This window comes from Streptomyces sp. NBC_01546, from assembly GCF_045208355.1.
Taxonomy (GTDB): domain Bacteria; phylum Actinomycetota; class Actinomycetes; order Streptomycetales; family Streptomycetaceae; genus Streptomyces.
The window spans coordinates 5094660-5114296 of sequence record NZ_CP109379.1 but is presented as its reverse complement, the minus strand read 5'-3'; the positions used below and the strand labels follow the sequence as shown (position 1 = coordinate 5114296).

Annotated in this window: 24 protein-coding genes and 1 tRNA gene; 9 read left to right on the top strand and 16 right to left on the bottom strand. The window is 69.2% G+C overall.

Annotation, left to right across the window (positions count from 1 at the left end):
* Positions 1–37: 37 nt before the first annotated feature.
* Both OHA89_RS23375 and OHA89_RS23370 read right to left on the bottom strand, forming a co-directional pair.
* On the bottom strand, positions 38–379 hold the full coding sequence (locus tag OHA89_RS23375) for a co-chaperone GroES (RefSeq protein ID WP_030239046.1): 342 nt from the start codon (positions 377–379) through the stop codon (positions 38–40).
* A gap of 46 nt (positions 380–425) precedes the next feature.
* Positions 426–743, bottom strand: coding sequence for a DUF3618 domain-containing protein (locus OHA89_RS23370; RefSeq protein WP_266609584.1), 318 nt, complete (start codon positions 741–743; stop codon positions 426–428).
* 114 nt (positions 744–857) lie between these two features.
* Between OHA89_RS23370 and bcp the strand changes: the two genes are divergently transcribed.
* The 3 genes from bcp (at position 858) to OHA89_RS23355 (ending at position 2722) form a co-directional block, all read left to right on the top strand.
* On the top strand, positions 858–1325 hold the full coding sequence (bcp, locus tag OHA89_RS23365; RefSeq protein ID WP_406367008.1) for a thioredoxin-dependent thiol peroxidase: 468 nt from the start codon (positions 858–860) through the stop codon (positions 1323–1325).
* A 147-nt stretch (positions 1326–1472) separates the two neighbouring features.
* Positions 1473–2111, top strand: coding sequence for an HNH endonuclease signature motif containing protein (locus tag OHA89_RS23360; RefSeq protein WP_266609582.1), 639 nt, complete (start codon positions 1473–1475; stop codon positions 2109–2111).
* Positions 2112–2646: 535 nt separating this feature from the next.
* A tRNA-Leu gene (locus tag OHA89_RS23355) sits at positions 2647–2722 on the top strand.
* Between the two features lie 45 nt (positions 2723–2767).
* On the opposite strand, the gene rdgB is transcribed toward OHA89_RS23355, so the two are convergent.
* The 4 genes from rdgB to OHA89_RS23335 form a co-directional block, all read right to left on the bottom strand.
* Positions 2768–3382, bottom strand: coding sequence for an RdgB/HAM1 family non-canonical purine NTP pyrophosphatase (gene rdgB / locus OHA89_RS23350; protein WP_406367007.1), 615 nt, complete (start codon positions 3380–3382; stop codon positions 2768–2770).
* Between the two features lie 30 nt (positions 3383–3412).
* Entirely contained in the window at positions 3413–3799 is a 387-nt protein-coding gene (locus tag OHA89_RS23345) for a hypothetical protein (RefSeq protein ID WP_215140310.1), read from the bottom strand.
* An 88-nt stretch (positions 3800–3887) separates the two neighbouring features.
* Positions 3888–4613: a ribonuclease PH gene (rph, locus tag OHA89_RS23340; protein WP_266609580.1), complete on the bottom strand. Its 726-nt coding sequence runs from the start codon at positions 4611–4613 to the stop codon at positions 3888–3890.
* A gap of 119 nt (positions 4614–4732) precedes the next feature.
* On the bottom strand, positions 4733–4966 hold the full coding sequence (locus OHA89_RS23335; protein WP_266609579.1) for a PTS glucose/sucrose transporter subunit IIB: 234 nt from the start codon (positions 4964–4966) through the stop codon (positions 4733–4735).
* Between the two features lie 253 nt (positions 4967–5219).
* Between OHA89_RS23335 and OHA89_RS23330 the strand changes: the two genes are divergently transcribed.
* Both OHA89_RS23330 and OHA89_RS23325 read left to right on the top strand, forming a co-directional pair.
* The gene (locus OHA89_RS23330; protein WP_266609578.1) at positions 5220–6521 is read left to right on the top strand and encodes a PTS transporter subunit EIIC; all 1302 of its coding nucleotides are present in this window, start codon (positions 5220–5222) and stop codon (positions 6519–6521) included.
* Between the two features lie 321 nt (positions 6522–6842).
* A complete protein-coding gene (locus OHA89_RS23325) occupies positions 6843–8069 on the top strand; it encodes a PTS transporter subunit EIIC (protein ID WP_215140335.1) in 1227 nt (408 codons plus the stop codon).
* 68 nt (positions 8070–8137) lie between these two features.
* Here the strand turns inward: OHA89_RS23325 and OHA89_RS23320 are convergent, their stop codons facing one another.
* Positions 8138–8890: an MBL fold metallo-hydrolase gene (locus tag OHA89_RS23320; protein WP_215140314.1), complete on the bottom strand. Its 753-nt coding sequence runs from the start codon at positions 8888–8890 to the stop codon at positions 8138–8140.
* Positions 8891–9085: 195 nt separating this feature from the next.
* On the opposite strand from OHA89_RS23320, the gene OHA89_RS23315 reads away from it, so the two are divergent.
* The gene (locus tag OHA89_RS23315) at positions 9086–9511 is read left to right on the top strand and encodes a hypothetical protein (RefSeq protein ID WP_215140315.1); all 426 of its coding nucleotides are present in this window, start codon (positions 9086–9088) and stop codon (positions 9509–9511) included.
* Positions 9508–9855 carry a DUF488 domain-containing protein gene (locus tag OHA89_RS23310; protein WP_406367006.1) on the top strand — a complete coding sequence of 116 codons (348 nt, stop codon included), beginning with the start codon at positions 9508–9510 and terminating at the stop codon, positions 9853–9855. The genes OHA89_RS23315 and OHA89_RS23310 overlap by 4 nt, the downstream gene beginning before the upstream one ends.
* Positions 9856–10007: 152 nt before the next feature.
* Here the strand turns inward: OHA89_RS23310 and OHA89_RS23305 are convergent, their stop codons facing one another.
* The 7 genes from OHA89_RS23305 to clpS all read right to left on the bottom strand — a co-directional run bounded on the left by OHA89_RS23305 (position 10008) and on the right by clpS (position 14687).
* Positions 10008–10958, bottom strand: coding sequence for a PLP-dependent cysteine synthase family protein (locus tag OHA89_RS23305; RefSeq protein ID WP_266609576.1), 951 nt, complete (start codon positions 10956–10958; stop codon positions 10008–10010).
* Positions 10958–11236 carry a MoaD/ThiS family protein gene (locus OHA89_RS23300; protein WP_215140318.1) on the bottom strand — a complete coding sequence of 93 codons (279 nt, stop codon included), beginning with the start codon at positions 11234–11236 and terminating at the stop codon, positions 10958–10960. Before OHA89_RS23300 ends, OHA89_RS23305 begins: the two co-directional genes overlap by 1 nt.
* A gap of 82 nt (positions 11237–11318) precedes the next feature.
* Complete coding sequence (locus OHA89_RS23295) at positions 11319–11426, bottom strand: putative leader peptide (protein WP_312847437.1); 108 nt, start codon at positions 11424–11426, stop codon at positions 11319–11321.
* A 77-nt stretch (positions 11427–11503) separates the two neighbouring features.
* Positions 11504–11926: a M67 family metallopeptidase gene (locus OHA89_RS23290; protein WP_266609575.1), complete on the bottom strand. Its 423-nt coding sequence runs from the start codon at positions 11924–11926 to the stop codon at positions 11504–11506.
* A 77-nt stretch (positions 11927–12003) separates the two neighbouring features.
* The gene (locus tag OHA89_RS23285) at positions 12004–13443 is read right to left on the bottom strand and encodes an amino acid permease (protein ID WP_266609574.1); all 1440 of its coding nucleotides are present in this window, start codon (positions 13441–13443) and stop codon (positions 12004–12006) included.
* A gap of 327 nt (positions 13444–13770) precedes the next feature.
* Positions 13771–14373: a DUF2017 domain-containing protein gene (locus tag OHA89_RS23280; protein WP_215140321.1), complete on the bottom strand. Its 603-nt coding sequence runs from the start codon at positions 14371–14373 to the stop codon at positions 13771–13773.
* Positions 14373–14687 (bottom strand): ATP-dependent Clp protease adapter ClpS, encoded by a 315-nt coding sequence (clpS, locus tag OHA89_RS23275; RefSeq protein ID WP_030717942.1) that lies wholly within the window; start codon positions 14685–14687, stop codon positions 14373–14375. The genes OHA89_RS23280 and clpS overlap by 1 nt, the downstream gene beginning before the upstream one ends.
* An 80-nt stretch (positions 14688–14767) precedes the next feature.
* Here clpS and OHA89_RS23270 point away from each other — a divergent pair, with 80 nt between their 5' ends.
* Together OHA89_RS23270 and OHA89_RS23265 are read left to right on the top strand one after the other, a co-directional pair.
* On the top strand, positions 14768–16096 hold the full coding sequence (locus OHA89_RS23270) for a nicotinate phosphoribosyltransferase (protein ID WP_266609573.1): 1329 nt from the start codon (positions 14768–14770) through the stop codon (positions 16094–16096).
* A gap of 115 nt (positions 16097–16211) precedes the next feature.
* Positions 16212–16796, top strand: a complete 585-nt coding sequence (locus OHA89_RS23265; RefSeq protein WP_266609572.1) for a nicotinamidase — start codon at positions 16212–16214, stop codon at positions 16794–16796.
* A gap of 7 nt (positions 16797–16803) precedes the next feature.
* On the opposite strand, the gene OHA89_RS23260 is transcribed toward OHA89_RS23265, so the two are convergent.
* Both OHA89_RS23260 and OHA89_RS23255 read right to left on the bottom strand, forming a co-directional pair.
* Positions 16804–17115 carry a hypothetical protein gene (locus OHA89_RS23260; RefSeq protein WP_215140324.1) on the bottom strand — a complete coding sequence of 104 codons (312 nt, stop codon included), beginning with the start codon at positions 17113–17115 and terminating at the stop codon, positions 16804–16806.
* Positions 17116–17227: 112 nt separating this feature from the next.
* Entirely contained in the window at positions 17228–19576 is a 2349-nt protein-coding gene (locus OHA89_RS23255) for an immune inhibitor A domain-containing protein (protein WP_406368567.1), read from the bottom strand.
* Positions 19577–19637: the final 61 nt, after the last annotated feature.

The following is a 19637-nucleotide window of genomic DNA, read 5'->3' as shown; positions in this document are numbered from 1 at the left end:
GTGACCTCGGCCACCAGCCCCGTCCACGAATCAACGGTCAGAGATAAAGGCCCGTGGAGTCCTTCGACCCCTCCAGCCGCTCGGCGGCAACGGCGTGCAGATCCCGCTCGCGCATCAGCACGTACGTCGCACCCCGCACCTCGACCTCGGCCCGGTCCTCGGGGTCGTACAGCACCCGGTCACCGGGCTCCACGCTCCGTACGTTCTGCCCGACCGCGACCACCTCAGCCCAGGCCAGCCGCTTGCCCACCGCGGCCGTCGCCGGAATGAGGATGCCGCCGCCCGAGCGGCGCTCGCCCTCCGGCAGGTCGGACTTCACGAGCACGCGGTCGTGCAGCATCCGGATGGGCAGCTTGTCGTGGGTGGTGTTCTCGCTCACGTCCCGAACCTACCTGCCCTCGTAAGACCCGCGCTCCGCAGGGTCATCAGCGCTTGCGCCGCGCCGCGACCACGAGCAGCCCGACCACACCGGCCGCGAGCAGCGCGACGGGCACGATCCGCCCGACGCGCGGGGCCCCGTCGTCGTGGCGCAGGCCGTCCTTCATGTCCGTCACGAGACGGTTCGCCGCGACGAAGGCTCGCCCGGCGGTGTTGTCGATCGTGGAGGCGACCCTGGCCTTCGCGTCCCCGATGATCGTCTTCGGGTGCATGCGCACGCCGATCTCGTCGAGCGTCTCGGCGAGCTGCTCGCGGCGGCGAACGATGTCCGCCTCGATCTGTGCGGGGGTCCTGGCTTCCGGCACCGCGCTGCCTCCGTCGTGGTCGTGGGTCGTCCGTGGGGGCGTAGTCCGCCATGAACAGTCTGTCAGCAGCTTAGTCTCGTGCCATACCGATCCCCTCGTGAGGAGACTGCCGACATGAGCGAGCGACTTCAGCCGGGCGACACCGCCCCCGCCTTCACCCTGCCCGACGCGGACGGCAACGAGGTCTCGCTGGCCGCCCACAAGGGTCGCAAGGTCATCGTCTACTTCTACCCGACCGCGATGACGCCGGGCTGCACCAAGCAGGCCTGCGACTTCACGGACAACCTGGACGTCCTGGCGACGGCCGGCTACGACGTCATCGGCGTCTCCCCGGACAAGCCGGAGAAGCTCGCGAAGTTCCGCGAGAAGGAGCACCTGAAGGTCACCCTGGTCAGCGACCCGGACAAGGAGACCCTGACCGCCTATGGCGCGTACGGCGAGAAGAAGCTCTACGGCAAGACGGTGACCGGGGTCATCCGCTCGACGGTGGTCGTCGACGAGGACGGCAAGGTCGAGCGCGCCTTCTACAACGTCAAGGCCACGGGCCACGTAGCCAAGATCATCAAGGACCTGGGCATCTGACCCGCCCTCTCCCGAACGGAGCGGCCCGCACCCAACCGGTGCGGGCCGCTCCGTTTATCGGACGAATTGAGCCGTAACCGTCCGACTATCGGTCCGTTACTCCGTACGAGGGCCGCACGCGCGGCCGGTACACGGAGGGGGACGCGGATGCCGATCAGTCCGTACACGAGGGAACGCCTGGCGGAGGCGGCGAGTGCGTCGCGCACGCTGACGGAGGCGTTGGAGCACCTGGGGGTGGATCCGAAGAGCGGCTCGCGGCGCTATCTGCACGACCGAATGCGGAAGCTGGGCGTGGACATATCGCACTTCGAGCAGGACGGGGTGAAGTGGACCAGGGAGGTGCTGGCTGAGGCGGTCGCCGCCTCGACGACCATGTGCGACGTGCTCCGGCGGCTCGGCCTCGACGTCGTGGGCGGGCACCACACTCACATCACCCGCAGGGTGAGGGCCTTCGGCATAGATACCTCGCACTTCAAGCTGCCCTCGCCTGCCGGTCGCACCAAGGTCCGCCGGAGCCCGGAGAACGTTCTGGTCAAGCAGGACGGCCCTCATGCCCGTCGCGCACAGAGCGAGCAGCTGAAGCAGGCCCTGACCGCGCTCGGCGTTCCGAACGCGTGCCGGATGTGCGGCATGCCGGCGACCTGGCAGGGCTATCCGCTGCCCCTGGAGGTGGACCACATCGACGGCGACTGGCGCAACAACCTGCCGGAGAACCTGCGGCTTCTGTGCCCCAACTGCCACTCCACGACGGACTCGTACCGAGGCAGGGGCAAGGTGCGACCGTGAACAGCCGACGCCATGAACGGCCGTCGCGAGAAGAACTGGCGCAGGCGATAGCCCAGTCGGTCAGCATTGCCGGAACCCTTCGAGTCCTGGGCTTTCCCGACCACGGCGGCCAGCGCGCCCACTTGCGCGGTTGGATCGCGGAGGGAGGGCACGACACATCGCACTTCCTCGGGCAGGGACACCAGCTCGGCAAGCGGGGGCCCGGGCCCCTGAGGCCCGCGGCGGAGATCCTGGTCAAGCACGACGGCAAGCGAAGGACTCGGACCTACATGCTGCGGCGCGCCCTGCGGGAGACCGGGGTTCCGGAGTGCTGTGACATGTGCGGGACGTCGCCCGAGTGGGGTGGGCGGCCCATGACCTTGGAAGTCGACCACGTGAACGGTGACTGGAGCGACGACCGCGCGGAAAATCTGCGGCTCCTCTGCCCCAACTGCCACGCGGTGACGGACACCTGGTGCCGAGGAGGACGGCGTAGTCGTTAAATCGCGGGTGCGTCAGCGACACGCGTGGCATGCGCAGTAGAGTGTTTCTGCTTGCGCCCGTACGCGACCTGGTTAGCGGTGGTCTTTAGGTGGCCACGTATGTCGGTTCGAATCCGACCGGGCGTACCAGGACGCGGCCGGGCCCCCGAGATCAGGGGACCCGGCCGCGCCGCGTCAGCCCAGGAGTTCCCGCACCACCGGCACCAGGGCTCGGAAGGCCTGGCCGCGGTGGGAGATGGCGTTCTTTTCCGACGGGGTGAGTTCCGCGCAGGTGCGGGACTCGCCGAGGGGCTGGAGGATCGGGTCGTAGCCGAAGCCGCCCGTGCCCGACGGGGTGTGGCGGAGGGTGCCCAGGAGGCGGCCCTCGACGACGCGTTCGGTGCCGTCCGGGAGGGCCAGGGCCGCCGCGCAGAAGAAGTGGGCGCCGCGGTGCTCGTCGGCGATGTCGCCGAGCTGCGCCAGCAGGAGCGCCAGGTTCGCGGCGTCGTCGCCGTGGGCGCCGGCCCAGCGGGCCGAGAAGATGCCGGGGGCGCCGTTCAGGACGTCCACGCACAGGCCCGAGTCGTCGGCGACGGCCGGCAGGCCGGTGGCCTGGGCCAGGGCGTGGGCCTTGAGGAGGGCGTTCTCGGCGAAGGTGACGCCGGTTTCCTTGACGTCCGGGATCTCGGGGTACGCGTCCGCGCCGACCAGCTCGTGCGGCAGGCCGGCGTCGGACAGGATGGCGTGGAGTTCGGAGATCTTGCCCGCGTTGCGGGTGGCCAGGATCAGGCGCGGCGGCGTGGAGGTCATGGCGTCATTATTCCGGCCCGCCGAAGCCCCTCAGCCCGGGGTGCAGACCTTGGAGATCTCGCTCGCCGCGTCCGCGACCGGCTGGATGTCCGGGGTGGCGTCGCCGTTCTCGATGGCGGTGCGGACGTTCTTGACCGCCGTGTTCATCGAGTTGATGGCCTTGCCCAGGTCGGCGTTGTCCGTCTGGTCGCCGATCTTCTTGAGGTTCGTCTCGATCTGGTTGAGCGCGTTCTGGGCGTCCTGCGGGCTGTTGCCGGCCTGGGAGACCGCCTGCTGGAGGTCGTTCGCGCCGTCCGTGATGGCCACGGCCGTGTTCGCGCAGTCCATCGCCGTGGAGATCGCGTCGCAGGCGGAAAGGGCCGGGAGGGTCAGAGCGGCGGCCAGGGCTATGGCGGCGACGCGGTGCTTCGGCTTCATCTGGGTCCCCCAAGAACTCGGTATGCGTGGACGGGCACACGGCTGTGACACCGTGCGCCCGTACCCGGACAGACGCGGATTGCCGACCCTACAGTTCCAGCGCGCCCCGCTGGATGGCTTCCAGGTCCGCGCAGCCGCCGGCCGCGAGGTCCAGGAGGGCGTTGAGTTCCTTGCGGTCGAAGGGCTCGCCCTCCGCGGTGCCCTGGACCTCGACGAAGCGGCCGTCGCCGGTGCAGACGACGTTCATGTCGGTCTCGGCGCGCACGTCTTCCTCGTAGCAGAGGTCGAGGAGCGGTTCGCCGTCGACGATGCCGACGCTGACGGCGGCGACGGTGCCGGTGAGCGGCTTGCGGCCGGCCTTGATGAGCTTCTTCTGCTGGCCCCAGGCGACGGCGTCGGCGAGGGCGACGTAGGCGCCGGTGATCGCGGCGGTGCGGGTGCCGCCGTCGGCCTGGAGGACGTCGCAGTCCAGGACGATGGTGTTCTCGCCGAGGGCCTTGTAGTCGATGACGGCGCGCAGCGAGCGGCCGATGAGGCGGGAGATCTCGTGGGTGCGGCCGCCGATCTTGCCGCGTACGGATTCGCGGTCGCCGCGGGTGTTGGTGGAGCGGGGCAGCATCGAGTATTCGGAGGTGACCCAGCCTTCGCCGCTGCCCTTGCGCCAGCGCGGGACGCCTTCGCTGAAGGAGGCGGTGCAGAAGACCTTGGTGTCTCCGAAGGAGATGAGGACGGAGCCCTCGGCGTGCTTGCTCCATCCGCGTTCGATGGTGACCGGGCGGAGCTGTTCGGGCGTACGGCCGTCGATGCGAGACATGGCTCCGAGCCTAGTCCCTGGCAGTGGAACGCGAGGACCCCGTCCGGATGTCCGGGACGGGGTCCTGTGGTACTGCGGCGGGTGGTATTGCGGTGCGGGGCCGAGCGGGTGGGCTCAGCTCACATCATGTCTTCGATCTCGCCGGCGATCGGGTCGGCGTCGGTGCCGATGACGACCTGGATGGCGGTGCCCATCTTGACGACTCCGTGGGCGCCGGCGGCCTTCAGGGCGGCCTCGTCGACCAGGTTCGCGTCGTGGACCTCGGTGCGCAGGCGGGTGATGCAGCCTTCGACTTCTTCGATGTTGTCGATACCGCCGAGCCCGGCGACGATCTTCTCAGCCTTGGTGGCCATGTGTTTCTCCTTGGGGGTCCCCCCGGACGGAGTCTGGGGGAGTTACGAAGAACGAGTCTCGGCGTCCGGTGCGCGGGCAACTGCCCATGCAGGCCGCTTTGTCACGGTAACGCACGGTTGGCCCAGCTACGCGAGCGCATGACCGGTATCTACCGAATGATAACGATCAGCAGCAGCCTGCCCACGACTGGTCTACACCAGTGTGCCGCACGTGTTGCGACTGCCAAAAACGGGCCGGTCAGGGAGGACGCCGATGAGCGCGAGCAGCGCCGCAGCAGAGCCACGTCACCAGTGGTGGAACGGCTTGTTCCAGGGGCTGCAGAAGATGGGGCGCAGCCTCCAGCTGCCGATCGCCGTGCTGCCCGCGGCGGGCATCCTGAACCGCCTGGGCCAGCCCGACGTGTTCGGCAAGGACGGCCTCGGCTGGACGGACGTCGCCAAGGTGATGGCGGCTGCGGGCGGTGCGCTGCTGAACGCGGACCTCGGTCTGCCGCTGCTCTTCTGCGTCGGTGTCGCGATCGGCATGGCCAAGAAGGCGGACGGTTCGACGGCTCTGGCGGCGGTGGTCGGCTTCCTCGTCTACCGGAGCGTGCTGCGCGTCTTCCCCACGGCCTGCCCGGAGGGGACGAGGGACGTCGGGGGCGGCTGCCTGGGGCCCGACTACACCCTCGCCGAGTACACCTTCCAGAACCCGGGGGTGTTCGGCGGGATCGTCATGGGCCTGCTGTCCGCCTGGTTCTGGCAGCGCTACCACCGGGTGAAGCTGGTCGACTGGCTGGGCTTCTTCAACGGCCGCCGGCTGGTCCCGATCATCATGACGTTCGTCGGGATCGCCTTCGCGGTGCTGTGCCTGTGGATCTGGCCGCCGATCGGTGACGGGCTGGAGAGCTTCTCCGACTGGATGGTGGGCCTGGGCTCCGGGGGCGCCGGCATCTTCGGCGTGGCGAACCGCGCGCTGCTGGTCATCGGCCTGCACCAGTTCCTGAACGTGCCGGTGTGGTTCCAGTTCGGGAGCTACACGAACCAGGACGGCCAGGTCGTGCACGGTGACATCCCGATGTTCCTGGCGGGCGACCCGAACGCCGGGCAGTTCCTCTCCGGCTTCTTCCCGATCATGATGTTCGCCCTCCCGGCGGCGGCGCTGGCGATCACGCACTGCGCGAAGCCGCAGCGGCGCAAGGAGGTCGGCGGTCTGATGCTGTCGGTCGCCCTGACCTCGTTCGTCACGGGCATCACGGAGCCGCTGGAGTACTCGTTCCTGTTCGTGGCGCCGATGCTGTACGTGGTCCACGCGGTGCTGACGGGTGTGTCGATGGCGGTGACGTGGGCCCTGGGCGTGCACGACGGGTTCAGCTTCTCGGCGGGGCTGATCGACTACGTCATCAACTGGGGTCTGGCGACGAAGCCATGGCTGATCATTCCGATCGGTCTGGGTTTCGCGGTGGTCTACTACGCGGTCTTCCGCTTCGCGATCACGAAGTTCGACATCCCGACGCCGGGCCGGGAGTCGGACGAGGAGATCGAGGAGATGCAGAAGGAGAACGTCAAGGCGTAGGCCCCGTCCGGCAGTGCGCCGGGCCCTTCGGCCCGCCGCCAAGGCCCTCGGATCTTCGGATCCGGGGGCCTTGGGCATGTACGAACCTCCTGTGGTGTAGACCACAGGAAATCGAAGGTTCCTTATCTAACCCCGACCGTGTTACAACTGGTCTACACCATCAACTGGTGTAGACCACGTGGGCCTGTCTGCGCTCGCGTCCCCCCCTTTTACGAGACGTCGCCGTCCCCCGGCTCACCCCTGGCGGCGCCTTGCCCACTGGAGGAAGTTGTGACCACGGCTGCCGCCCCCGCGGCGGAGAAGAAGAAGGGCGCTGGCGTGATGGCCGTCATGCAGCGCATCGGCCGGAGCCTCATGCTCCCCGTAGCCGTGCTGCCTGCGGGCGCACTCCTGCTCCGCCTGGGCGCGGACGACATGCTCGGCGACAAGGACGTCTTCCCGACGTTCGTCCTCAAGATCGCCGGGTACATGGCCGCCGGTGGTGGCGCGATCCTCGACAACATGGCGCTGCTGTTCGCCGTCGGCATCGCGATCGGCTTCGCGAAGAAGTCGGACGGCTCGACCGCCCTCGCGGCCGTCACCGGTTACCTGGTCTTCCAGAAGGTGCTCGCCACCTTCACCGACAGCAACCTGCCGCAGGTTGCCAAGGTGGTCGGCGGCAAGATCGTCATGCTGGACGCCCCGGTCAACGCCGGTGTCCTCGGCGGTGTCGTGATGGGCATCATCACCGCCCTGCTCTACCAGAAGTTCTACCGGACCAAGCTGCCGGACTGGGCGGGCTTCTTCGGCGGCCGCCGCCTCGTCCCGATCCTCTCGGCCCTCGCGGGTCTGGCCACCGGTATCGTCTTCGGTCTCATCTGGCCGGTCCTCGGCTCGGGTCTGCACGGCCTCGGTGAGTGGCTGACCGGTTCCGGCGCCGTCGGCGCGGGCATCTTCGGTGTCGCCAACCGCGCACTGATCCCGATCGGCATGCACCACCTCCTGAACTCCTTCCCGTGGTTCCAGGCCGGTTCCTTCGACACCCCGACCGGCGCCGTCCACGGCGACATCGGCCGCTTCCTCGCCCACGACCCGACCGCCGGACAGTTCATGACCGGCTTCTTCCCGATCATGATGTTCGCCCTCCCGGCGGCCTGCCTCGCGATCGTGCACTGCGCGCGCCCCGAGCGGCGCAAGGTCGTCGGCGGCATGATGTTCTCCCTCGCGCTCACCTCCTTCGTCACCGGTGTGACCGAGCCGATCGAGTTCACCTTCATGTTCATCGCCCCGGTGCTGTACGCGATCCACGCGGTGCTGACCGGTGTCTCCATGGCGCTGACCTGGGCCCTGGGCATGCGTGACGGCTTCGGCTTCTCCGCCGGCCTCGTCGACTACCTGTTGAACCTGGGAATCGCCGACAACCCGCTGGGCCTGGCCGGCGTCGGCCTCTGCTTCGCGGTCGTCTACTACTTCGTCTTCCGCTTCGCGATCACCAAGTGGAACCTCCCCACCCCGGGCCGCGAGTCCGACGAGGAGCTCGCCGAGCTGGCGAAGGCCGAGGCCAAGTAAGCCCGCCACACGTCGAAGCCCCCGCACTCCCGGAAGGGAGGGCGGGGGCTTCCGCGTGTTCGGGAAAGTCAGACCTCGTAGACGGCGCCCGCGTAGGCCAGGTCGACCTGGCCGTCGTAGACCGCGCGGGCGTCGGCGATGTTCTGCTGCGCGTCCGTCCACGGCGGGATGTGGGTCAGGACGAGCCGGCCGACCCCGCCGCCCTGCGCGTACTGCCCGGCCTCCCGGCCGTTGAGGTGGAGGTCGGGGATGTCCTCCTTGCCGTGCGTGAAGGAGGCCTCGCAGAGGAAGAGGTCGGTGCCCTCGGCGAGCAGTGCCAGCTCGGGGCAGGTTCCGGTGTCGCCGGAGTACGTGAGCGAGCGGCCGCCGTGCTCGACGCGGATGCCGTACGACTCGACGGGGTGGGCGACCCGCTCGGTGCGGACCTGGAAGGGGCCGATCTCGAAGGTGCCGGACTTCAGGGTGCGGAAGTCGAAGACCTCGCTCATCGAGCGCTCGTCGGGTACGTCGTCGTAGGCGGCGGTCAGGCGCTTCTCGGTGCCCTCGGGGCCGTAGACGGGGATGGTGCCGCAGCGGCCGCCCTCGTGCCGGTAGAAGCGGGCGACGAAGTACGCGCACATGTCGATGCAGTGATCGGCGTGCAGATGGCTCAGGAAGATCGCGTCGAGGTCGTAGAGACCGATGTGGCGCTGGAGATCGCCGAGGGCGCCGTTGCCCATGTCGAGGAGCAGCCTGAAGCCGTCGGCCTCGACGAGGTAGCTCGAACAGGCCGATTCCGCGGACGGGAACGAGCCCGAACAGCCGACGACGGTGAGCTTCATGGAGCGTGAACCTCCGTGGACGGTCCGTGGACGGAATGCGGGCCGTGCGTGGGTCGAGCGTAAGGCGCGAAACGACCGGTCGCTCCTCCACGGCGGGCCGTTGTGGGGGGAATCACCTGTGCTGTCACTCGGGGGAGTGCTCATGGGCACGGGCGTTGCCATGCCGGGGCGTTCCCGCACGGCTACGGTCGAAACATGGACACGTCCTGGTGGCCCGCGGTGGCCGCGGTCGTGGCCCTGGCACTGGTGGTGCTGGTCGCCGGGAGGCGGCTCGGTCTCCCCCGCCGGTCCAGGCCCGCGCCCGCGCACGGTCCCGGGCCGCCGCCGCGGCCCCGGCCGGGTGAGCTGTGGTCCCTGGCGGACGGCAGGCTCTGCCTGGTCATGGCGATCGCGCAGGTACGGGGGCACCGGGCGCGCGTCGTATGGATCACCGGGAAGTACGACGACCGGCGGGCCGGTGTGATCCCGCTGCCCCCGGGGACGGTGGGGGCGCAGGGCCGGACGAGCTACCTGGAGGCGGACCGGCCGGAGGAAGTGTCGCTGTGGGAGTTCCGCAGGCGGGTGGGCATGCTGGATCCGGCCGTCTGGGACGAGGTCAAGGGACTGGGAGGCGGGCGGTGATCCGGATCCGGCGGATCTACGACCCCCCGGAGCCGGGGGCGGACGGCGTCCGGGTGCTCGTGGACCGGCTGTGGCCGCGGGGGCTGGCGAAGGAGGCGGCCGCGGTGGACGAGTGGCCGCGGGCCGTGACCCCGTCGACGGAGCTGCGGAAGTGGTTCCACGGTGGTGGCTCCGCCGTGGAGTTCCGGCGGCGGTACGAGGCGGAGCTGGCCGCTCCCGAGTCGGTGGCGGAGCTGGACCGGCTGCGGAGCCTGGCTGCGGCGGGGCCCCTGACCCTCCTGACCTCGGTCAAGGACCCGGCGTCCAGCCACGCCGCGGTGCTCGCGGAGCTGCTGGACGGCTAGCGCAGCGGCACCCGCTCAAACGCCGGCGGGGCTGGAATTGCGCTGCGCGCAATCCAGCCCCGCAAAAGCAGACGGCCTCAGCCAAAATCCAGCCCCGCCGGCGTTTGAGGCGCGGGGTCTGGGGCGGAGCCCCAGCAACGGCGCCGCGGCGGCTACGCCCAGAGCTGGCCCTGGAGGACCTCGATGGCCTCTTCGGTCGTCGCGGCCGTGTAGACGCCCGTCGACAGGTACTTCCAGCCGCCGTCGGCCACGACGAAGACGATGTCCGCCGGTTCACCCGCGGCCACCGCCTTGCGGCCGACACCGATCGCCGCGTGCAGCGCGGCCCCGGTGGAGACGCCCGCGAAGATGCCTTCCAGCTGGAGCAGTTCCCGGGTCCGGGTGACCGCGTCCGCCGAGCCGACCGAGAAGCGGGTGGTGAGCACGGAGGCGTCGTACAGCTCCGGGACGAAGCCCTCGTCCAGGTTGCGCAGGCCGTACACCAGGTCGTCGTACCTCGGCTCCGCCGCGACGATCTTGACCCCGGGCACGTTCTCGCGCAGGTAGCGGCCGACGCCCATCAGGGTGCCGGTCGTGCCCAGGCCCGCCACGAAGTGGGTGATGGACGGAAGGTCCGCGAGGATCTCCGGGCCCGTGGTGGCGTAGTGGGCGCCCGCGTTGTCCGGGTTGCCGTACTGGTAGAGCATCACCCAGTCCGGGTGCTCGGCCGCCAGTTCCTTGGCCACCCGCACCGCGGTGTTGGATCCTCCCGCCGCCGGCGACGAGATGATCTCGGCTCCCCACATGCCGAGCAGGTCGCGGCGCTCGTGCGACGTGTTCTCGGGCATCACGCAGACGATGCGGTAGCCCTTGAGCTTGGCCGCCATCGCGAGGGAGATTCCGGTGTTGCCCGAGGTGGGCTCCAGGATCGTGCAGCCGGGGTACAGCCGGCCGTCCTTCTCCGCCTGCTCGACCATGTGGAGCGCCGGGCGGTCCTTGATCGAGCCGGTCGGGTTGCGGTCCTCGAGCTTCGCCCAGATGCGGACGTCGTCCGACGGCGACAGCCGGGGCAGCCGCACCAGCGGCGTGTTGCCCACGGCTGCCAGCGGGGAGTCGTAACGCATCAGACAGCGCCGCCGGCCACGGCCGGAAGGATGGTGACGCTGTCGCCGTCCGTCAGCGCGGTGGAGATGCCGTCGAGGAAGCGGACGTCCTCGTCGTTGAGGTAGACGTTCACGAAGCGGCGCAGCTGGCCGCCGTCGACGATGCGCTCCTCGATGCCCTTGTGCCGCGTCTCCAGGTCGGAGAACAGGTCGGCGAGGGTGGCGCCCTGACCGGACACGGCCTTCTCGCCGTCGGTGTAGGTGCGGAGGATGGTGGGGATGCGGACCTCGATGGCCATGGCTGGCTCCAGTCGTGAAGGAAGGCGTGAGAACGTGAAGGCGCGCGGTGCGTCGGCCCCCCGCGCGAGAGGGCTCTGGTGCTCAGACGGCAGGACAGATCGCGCTGGCGAGGCGGCACAGGTCGACGTGCAGCCGCGCCACGAGCAGCAGCCTGCCGGGCGTCTCGATGCTCACGTCGTGGGAAACCATGCGGTCATGTTAACGATTCCCGGTCCCACGTTTGGAGTGGTATCCCGCATCGTGGACGCTATGTGCTCACATGGTGGTCAGTAGGCCTCGACGACCTGCACTTCCTCCTCGGTGATCACGCCTTCGACGATCCGGTACGAGCGGAACTGGAACTCCCCGAGGCCGTCCTTGTCCGCCGTCGAGACCAGCACGTAGTGCGCTTCGGGCTCGTTCGCGTACGTGATGTCCGTGCGCGAGGGGTAGGCCTCGGTCGCGGTGTGGGAGTGGTAGACGATCACCGGCTCCTCGTCGCGGTCGTCCAGCTCGCGGTAGAGCTTCAGCAGGTCCTTCGAGTCGAACTCGTAGAACGTGGGCGAGCGGGCCGCGTTGAGCATCGGGATGAAGCGCTCGGGACGGCCGGTGCCCGCCGGGCCGGCCACGACACCGCACGCCTCGTCGGGGTGGTCCTGGCGGGCGTGCTCGACGATCTGGTCGTACAGGGCCTGGGTGATGGTCAGCATGAGCGACAGGATAAGCAGACGGGCCCTCCCGTACCGAGGAGTGGTACGGGAGGGCCCGAATGGTGGACAGACCTGGTTCAGGAGGCCTTGGCGAAGGCGGCGCCGCGCGGGTTGCGGGACTTCAGGGCCAGGTAGGACAGGCCCAGGATGAGACCCCACAGCGGGGCGCAGTACAGCGAGACGCGGGCGTCCTTGTCGATGCCCATCATCACGATGACCATGCCGATGAAGAGCAGGGCGAACCAGCTCGTCCAGGGGGCGCCCGGCGCCCGGAAGGCGGACTGCGGCAGCTCGCCGCGGTCGGCCTTGGCGCGGTAGCGGATCTGGCAGACCAGGATCATGATCCAGGCCCACATGCCGGAGATGGTGGCGAAGGAGACGACGTAGTCGAAGGCCTTGCCCGGGGCGACGTAGTTGATCCAGACGCCCACCAGCATCAGCGCGGCGGAGAACGTGGTGCCGATCAGCGGGGTGCCGCTCTTGGTCAGCTTGGTGAAGAACTTCGGGCCCTGGCCGTTGAGCGCGAGGTCGCGCAGCATGCGGCCGGTGGAGTACATGCCCGAGTTGCAGGAGGAAAGGGCCGCGGTCAGCACGACGAAGTTGACGATCGCGGCGCCGACGCCCAGGCCCATGCGCTCGAAGGCGGCAACGAAGGGCGAGACGCCCGGCTGGAAGTGCGTCCACGGGACGACCGACAGGATCATGATGAGCGCGCCGACGTAGAAGACGGCGATGCGCCACGGCACGGTGTTGATGGCCTTGGGCAGGGTCTTCTCGGGGTCCTTGGACTCGCCGGCGGTGACGCCGACCAGCTCGACCGCGAGGAAGGCGAACATCACGATCTGCAGGGTCATCAGCGTGCCGCCGATGCCCTTGGGGAAGAAGCCGCCGTCGTTCCACAGGTTGGTGACGGTCGCGGTGTCGGCGGCGTCGGAGAACCCGATGGTGAGGATGCCGGCGCAGATCAGGATCATGCCGACGATGGCGGTGACCTTGACCATGGAGAACCAGAACTCCAGCTCACCGAAGAGCTTCACGGAGATCAGGTTGGCGGCGTAGAGGATGACCGTGAAGATCAGCGCGTAGGCCCATTGCGGGAAGCTGTCGTGGGTCCAGTACGACATGTACTGCGCGGCCGCGGTGACCTCGGTGATGCCGGTGACCACCCAGAAGAGCCAGTACGTCCAGCCGGTCACGTACCCCCAGAAGGGGCCCAGGAACTCGCGGGCGTAGTCCGAGAAGGAGCCCGCGACGGGGCGGTACATGAGCAGCTCGCCCAGGGCCCGCATGATGAAGAAGATGACCAGGCCCGCGATGGCGTAGGCCAGGATCAGGCTGGGTCCGGCCTTGGAGATCGCCTTGCCGGCGCCCAGGAAGAGGCCGGTGCCGATGGCTCCGCCGATCGCGATCATCTGGATCTGGCGGGCGCCGAGCGTGCGGTGGTAACCCTCGCCGCCCTCGCCCTGAGTGCCCTCGCCGGGCGTCTTGCCGTGCTGCTCGACCTGCACAGAGGTCATGTCTGGTGCGCCTTTCTCCACGCCGACCCGCGCCTTCTGGTGGCTGCGGATCGGGTCCTCGATCCCCCCGGATACGGATGGAGTTGCACGCCGGCGATCCGCCGGTCCAAGCAGGCCGCGGGACAGGGGTGGCGTCCCGGCGGCGGTCGTGAAGATTTATCACGGGTTTATGGGCGACCGAGGGCACGAAATGTGACGTGGGGCACAGGAAATTCGGAACAAAGATCCAGAAATGGATCAGACCACCGCATCGCGGTGATCTGATCGTTATCCGGATTTGAGCGTCCGCTGAGCGAACACTGTTCGCCCTTGAGGATCTTCAGAGGGTCACAGCGTTTCGACGAGCGTCTCCTGGAGTCCACCGAGCCACAGGTACGCCATCACCATCGGCTTGCGCGGGTCGTCGTCCGGCAGCCGGAACAGCACCGCGCTCTCGTCGTCCTCGGTGATGTCGAGGCGGGCCGCGAGGGTCAGGCGCAGGTCGTTGAGCGCTCCGAGCCAGCGCAGCGGCAGCTCCCCCGTCAGCTCCAGCACCGCCGCCCCGTCGCCGGCCGGGGTGAGCCCGTCCAGGCTGCGCACGACGGCCAGCGCGTCCTCCCTCTTGCGGGTGCGCAGGTCGTTCTCGGTGAAGCGGCGGAACTCCGCCGAGCGGGCGCGCAGCTCCTCGGCGTCCTCCTTGGGACCCGGGCCGCCCGGGCCGCCGTAGGCGTCGGGGAAGAGCCGGGCCAGCGCCGGGTCCGACGGGGGCTCGGTGGGGCCGTCGGAGGCGAACAGCGCGGCCAGCGGGTCGGCGTCCTCGGCGGGCTCGGGCTCGCCGGGGCCGATCAGCTCCAGCAGCTGGACGGCCAGGGAGCGCAGGATGGAGATCTCGATCTCGTCGAGCGCGATGGCGGAGCCGCCGCCCTTCAGGGACTGGAACGTGCCGCCCATCAGTTGCGGTCCTGGGAGAGGGTCGCCCACAGGCCGTAGCCGTGCATGGCCTGCACGTCGCGCTCCATTTCCTCGCGGGTGCCGCTGGACACGACCGCCCGCCCCTTGTGATGGACGTCGAGCATCAGCTTGTGCGCCACGTCCTTCGAATAGCCGAAGTACGCCTGGAACACGTACGCCACGTAGCTCATGAGGTTGACCGGGTCGTTGTGCACCAGGGTCACCCAGGGGACGTCGGGTTCGGGGACCGCGAAGGTCTCTTCGGCCGATTCGGTGCGTTCGATCTCTACAGGAGCAACACTCACTTGTCCCATGCTGCCACCGTGACGGGCCCGTCGCACAAACGGGTCCTAGATCTCGTCACTTTGACGAAATGTGCGCTAGCATCCTGGACATGAACCCTGCGGACCTGGGCCTGCCGGTGGACGTGCCGTCGACAGCGCTCTTCACGGACCATTACGAGCTGACGATGCTGCAGGCCGCCCTGGCGAACGGCACCGCCGACCGCCGCTCGGTCTTCGAGGTTTTCACCCGGCGGCTGCCCGAGGGACGCCGTTACGGCGTGGTCGGCGGAACCGGCCGGGTGCTCGACGCGGTGGAGAACTTCCGCTTCGACGGCGCGGTGCTGGACTTCCTGCGCGAGCGGGCGATCGTCGACATGCGGACCCTGGACTGGCTGGCCTCGTACCGCTTCTCCGGCGACATCTGGGGCTACCCGGAGGGGGAGGTCTACTTCCCCGGCTCGCCGATCCTGCGGGTCGAGGGCAGCTTCGCCGAGTGCGTGCTGCTGGAGACCGTGATCCTGTCGATCCTGAACCACGACTCGGCGATCGCCGCGGCCGCGTCCCGGATGTCCTCGGCGGCCGGCGACCGGCCGCTGATCGAGATGGGCGCCCGGCGCACGCACGAGCTGGCCGCCGTCGCCGCGTCCCGCGCCGCGTACGTCGGCGGCTTCGCCTCGACCTCGGACCTGGCGGCCGGATTCCGGTACGGCATCCCGACGGTCGGTACCAGCGCCCACGCCTTCACGCTGCTGCACGACAGCGAGCGGGACGCGTTCACGGCGCAGGTGGCCTCGCTCGGCAGCGGAACCACCCTGCTGGTGGACACCTACGACGTCGCCGAGGCGGTACGGACGGCCGTGGAGGTGGCCGGGACCGGCCTGGGCGCGGTCCGGATCGACTCGGGCGACCTGCTGCTGGTGGCCCACCGGGTGCGCCAGCAGCTGGACGAGCTGGGAGCCACGGAGACGAGGATCGTGGTCACCTCGGACCTGGACGAATACGCCATCGCCTCGCTCGCGGCGGCGCCGGTGGACGCGTACGGCGTGGGCACGCAGCTGGTGACGGGCAGCGGGCACCCGACGTGCTCGATGGTCTACAAGCTGGTGGCGCGGGCGACGTCGGCGGACCCGAAGGCGGCGCTGGCGCCGGTGGCGAAGAGGTCCACGGGCGGCAAGACCTCCATCGGCGGCCGCAAGTGGGCGGCGCGGCGGCTGGACTCCGAGGGGATCCCGGAGGCCGAGGTCGTGGGCGTGGGCCCGGTCCCCTCGGCCCTGGCGGACACGCAGCTGCTCGTACAGCTGGTCAAGGCCGGCGAGGTGGTCGCCCGCGAGCCGCTGGAGGCCGCGCGCGACCGCCACCGGGCCGTCCTCGCGGGGCTCCCCCTCTCGGCGACCCAGCTCTCGCGCGGCGAGGCCGTCATCCCGACGGAGTACGCGTAACCCTGCGGGCCGCTGCTGGGCACAATCCAGCCTCGCCGACGTTTGAGGCGCGGGGGTCCGGGGGCAGAGCCCCCGGCAACGGCGCCGCACACCACCACGAGCAGAAGGACACGTCATGCACCGCGCACTGATCGTCGTCGACGTACAGAACGACTTCTGCGAGGGCGGCAGCCTCGCGGTCACCGGCGGAGCCGACGTCGCCGCCGCCATCACCGAGCTCATCGGGCAGTCCACCCCCGGCTACCGGCACGTGGTCGCCACCCGGGACCACCACATCGACCCCGGCGGCCACTTCGCGCACCCCCCGGCCGAGCCGGACTACGAGACCTCCTGGCCCGTCCACTGCGTCGCCGGAACCGAGGGCGTCGGCTTCCACCCGAACTTCGCCCCCGCCGTCGCGTCCGGCGCCGTCGGCGCCGTCTTCGACAAGGGGGCGTACGAGGCCGCGTACAGCGGGTTCGAGGGGACCGACGAGAACGGGACGGACCTCGCCCGGTGGCTGCGGGAGCGGCACGTCACCGAGGTGGACGTGGTCGGCATCGCCACCGACCACTGCGTCCGGGCCACCGCCCTGGACGCCGCCCGCGCGGGCTTCACCACCCGCGTGCTGCTGCACCTGACGGCCGCCGTGGCCCCGCACACCACCGCCCGCGCCCTGGACGAGCTCCGGACCGCCGGAGTCACCCTCGTCGGCGGTTAGGGACCCGCTAGGTGCCCAGCAGGGCCCGGATCGGGTGCCAGAGCTCCTCCGCGACGTCGGGCGCACAGCGCCAGAGCAGGCCGTCCGGGTGGTGCAGGACGGCCGTGACCTCGTCCGGGGTCGGCGGCTGTGCGTTGCCCCGCAGGTACACCGCCCGCATTCCGAGGTTCCGCAGCCTGGTCAGGGCGCGGGCCCGGTTCGCGGCGTGCACCAGCACGCGGACATTGCCGCTCTCGCCGTCCTCTCCGGACGGCCTCGGCAGCGTGAGCGCGACCACCACGCTGCCGCCTGGCAATCTGACGAAACCTCCACCGGGCATGGCTGTCATCTCCCCCGTCAATAAGAAACTCGCACCACGCATCTAAACGCGATCGGCCGCCGCCCGCTAGAGGGCGACGGCCGATCATGCTTTGACCTGCGGTTTTACCGAATTACTTCGAGGCGGGACCGACCTCGACCGTCATGACGAGACCGTCGTAGGTCTCCTTGGCGATCTTGATCTTGGTGTTGGTGTCAGTGACCTTCACCGAGCCGGTCGGGTTCTCGTCGTAGTAGTACTTGCCCTTGTGGTCGTCGAAGACCAGGTTGGCGGGCTTCGGCTTCAGGAACAGCGACTCGCCGTTCTTGTGCAGCGTGAACGCGTCCGTCGAGTAGGCGCTGAAGGCAGCGTCGTACGGCTGGATCTTGTTCCGCAGCAGGGTGCCGTCCGCCCACTTCATGGGCTTGGCGTTGGCGTCGATCGGCAGGATCAGACCCTGGCCCGGGTGGACGCTGGTGTTGTTGTCCTTCTGGCTGGTGTCCCACTGCCAGATCAGCAGACCGTCCTGGTACGGGTAGTGCTCGACCCAGTCCGGCTTGGTGTTGCCGAAGCCGAAGTTGTACGGGCCCACCTTGAGGGTGGAGTCGTACGAGACGTAACGGCGGTTCTCGGCCAGGTAGTACTGCGCGTACTCCTTGGTGAAGCCGCCGCCGATGCGCGAGAAGCCCTTGCCGGTCCAGCCGTTGTCGCCGTTCTCGGCGCCGTCGGTGAACAGCGTGGCGCCGTCCGCGGTGATGTTGACGGCGTCGGCGGTGAAGCCCTTGCCGCCCGCGCCGCCGTCCGTCTGGTAGCGGAAGCGGAGGTCGACCTTCTTGCCCGCGTAGGCGTCGAGCGGGAAGTTCAGGTTCTTCCAGGCACCCGAGACACCGGTCAGCGACGGGCTGCCGCCCGCGTCGACCGGGAGGGCCACGCCGTCGGCGGTGCCGGCGAGGACGGTCCAGTTGGCGCCGCCGTCGGTGGACACCTCGGTGTAGAGGAAGTCGTACTCGGCCTCGATGTCCCACCAGCCCTTGAGGGACAGGGCGGCGGACGTCTTGCCCGTCAGGTCCACGGAGCGGGTGAGGGTGTTCTTGAGGTCGTCACCCATGTTGCTCCACCACTGCGAGGAGCCCTCGGCGGGAGCGACGACGTCGGTCTTGACCTGCTTCTTCGGCAGCTCGACGACCAGCGCCTGCTTGTCCTTGGTGTTGTACTCCGCCACGCCCAGCTTGTGGGTGGACTTCGTCGCGGCCTTGGCCGTGTCGTAGTTCAGCCAGCCCAGCTGCAGCTTGTCCCAGGCCGTCATGTCGCCCGGGAGGTCGCCTATGGAGTCCTTGCCGGTGCCGAGCCAGGAGCCGGCCGACATCAGGGACCAGAAGCCGACCGAGTTCTCGCCGCCACCGGAGGTGTCGTAGAGGTCCGGCAGGCCGAGGTCGTGGCCGTACTCGTGCGCGAAGACGCCGAGGCCGCCGTTCTCCGGCTGCATCGTGTAGTCGCCGACCCAGATGCCGGTGTCACCGATCTGGGTGCCGCCGGCCTTGTTGTTCTCCGGGCCGGCCTTGCCCGCCGCGGTGCCGTAGGCGTACCAGCGGTGCGCCCACAGCGCGGTCGTGCCCTGCACGCCGCCGCCGGCCGACTCGTCCTCGCCCGCGTGGACGATCTGGAAGTGGTCGATGTAGCCGTCGGGCTCGTTGAAGTTGCCGTCGCCGTCGAAGTCGTAGCGGTCCCACTGGTCGTACTGGGCCAGCTGCGCCTTGATCTGCGCGTCGGTCTTGCCCGCCTTCTTCTGGGCCTCCGTCCACGCCGTGACGCCGTCCTTGACGGTGTCCCACACGTTGGAGCAGTTGGTCTGGCCGCAGTAGTTGGAGCCGTAACGGCCCTCGTTGTAGGGGACCTTGACCCAGTCGGCGACCTCGCCCTCGACCGAGTAGCGGCCCGAGGAGGTCTTCTCGTAGTAGGTCTTCAGCGAGTCCTTGCCCTGACCCGTACCGAAGTACAGCTCCTGGAAGTAGTCGCGGCTGAAGTCCTTGCGCCAGGCGGTGCTGTTGTCCTTGGCGCGGTCCGGCTCGGCGATCGTGTTGTGCATCGGGCCGGGGGTGCCGCCGTACTTCTGGACCGGCGGCTTCGGGCCCGGGCCGTCCGGGTCGAACATGGTCGTGTCGTCGACCTGGTCGCCGAACTCGACGAGGATCGTGAAGATCTTGTCGGTCTTCTCGCGGCCGAGCTCGACGTACTTCTTGTCGTCGAGCTTGACGACCTTGGAAGCACCGCGCTGCTCGACGTCCTTCTTGCCCGTCAGCACCTGGTCCAGGGCGGCCTTGCGCTGCTGCGCCTGCTGCTCACTGAACGGGCCCTTGAGGTCGTGCTCGACGACCTTCGAAGGAGCGGTCGGGTCCTGGCGGTCGGCCGCCGGGGCTCCGGGGCCCTTGTTGTCGGCCTGGGCCGAGAAGAAGAAGGCGCCCGATGCCGCGGTGGCGGCCATGGTCACGGCGACGGCGGTCGCGCGGAGCGCACGCCGTCTGGCGGAATTGCTGGTCACTTGA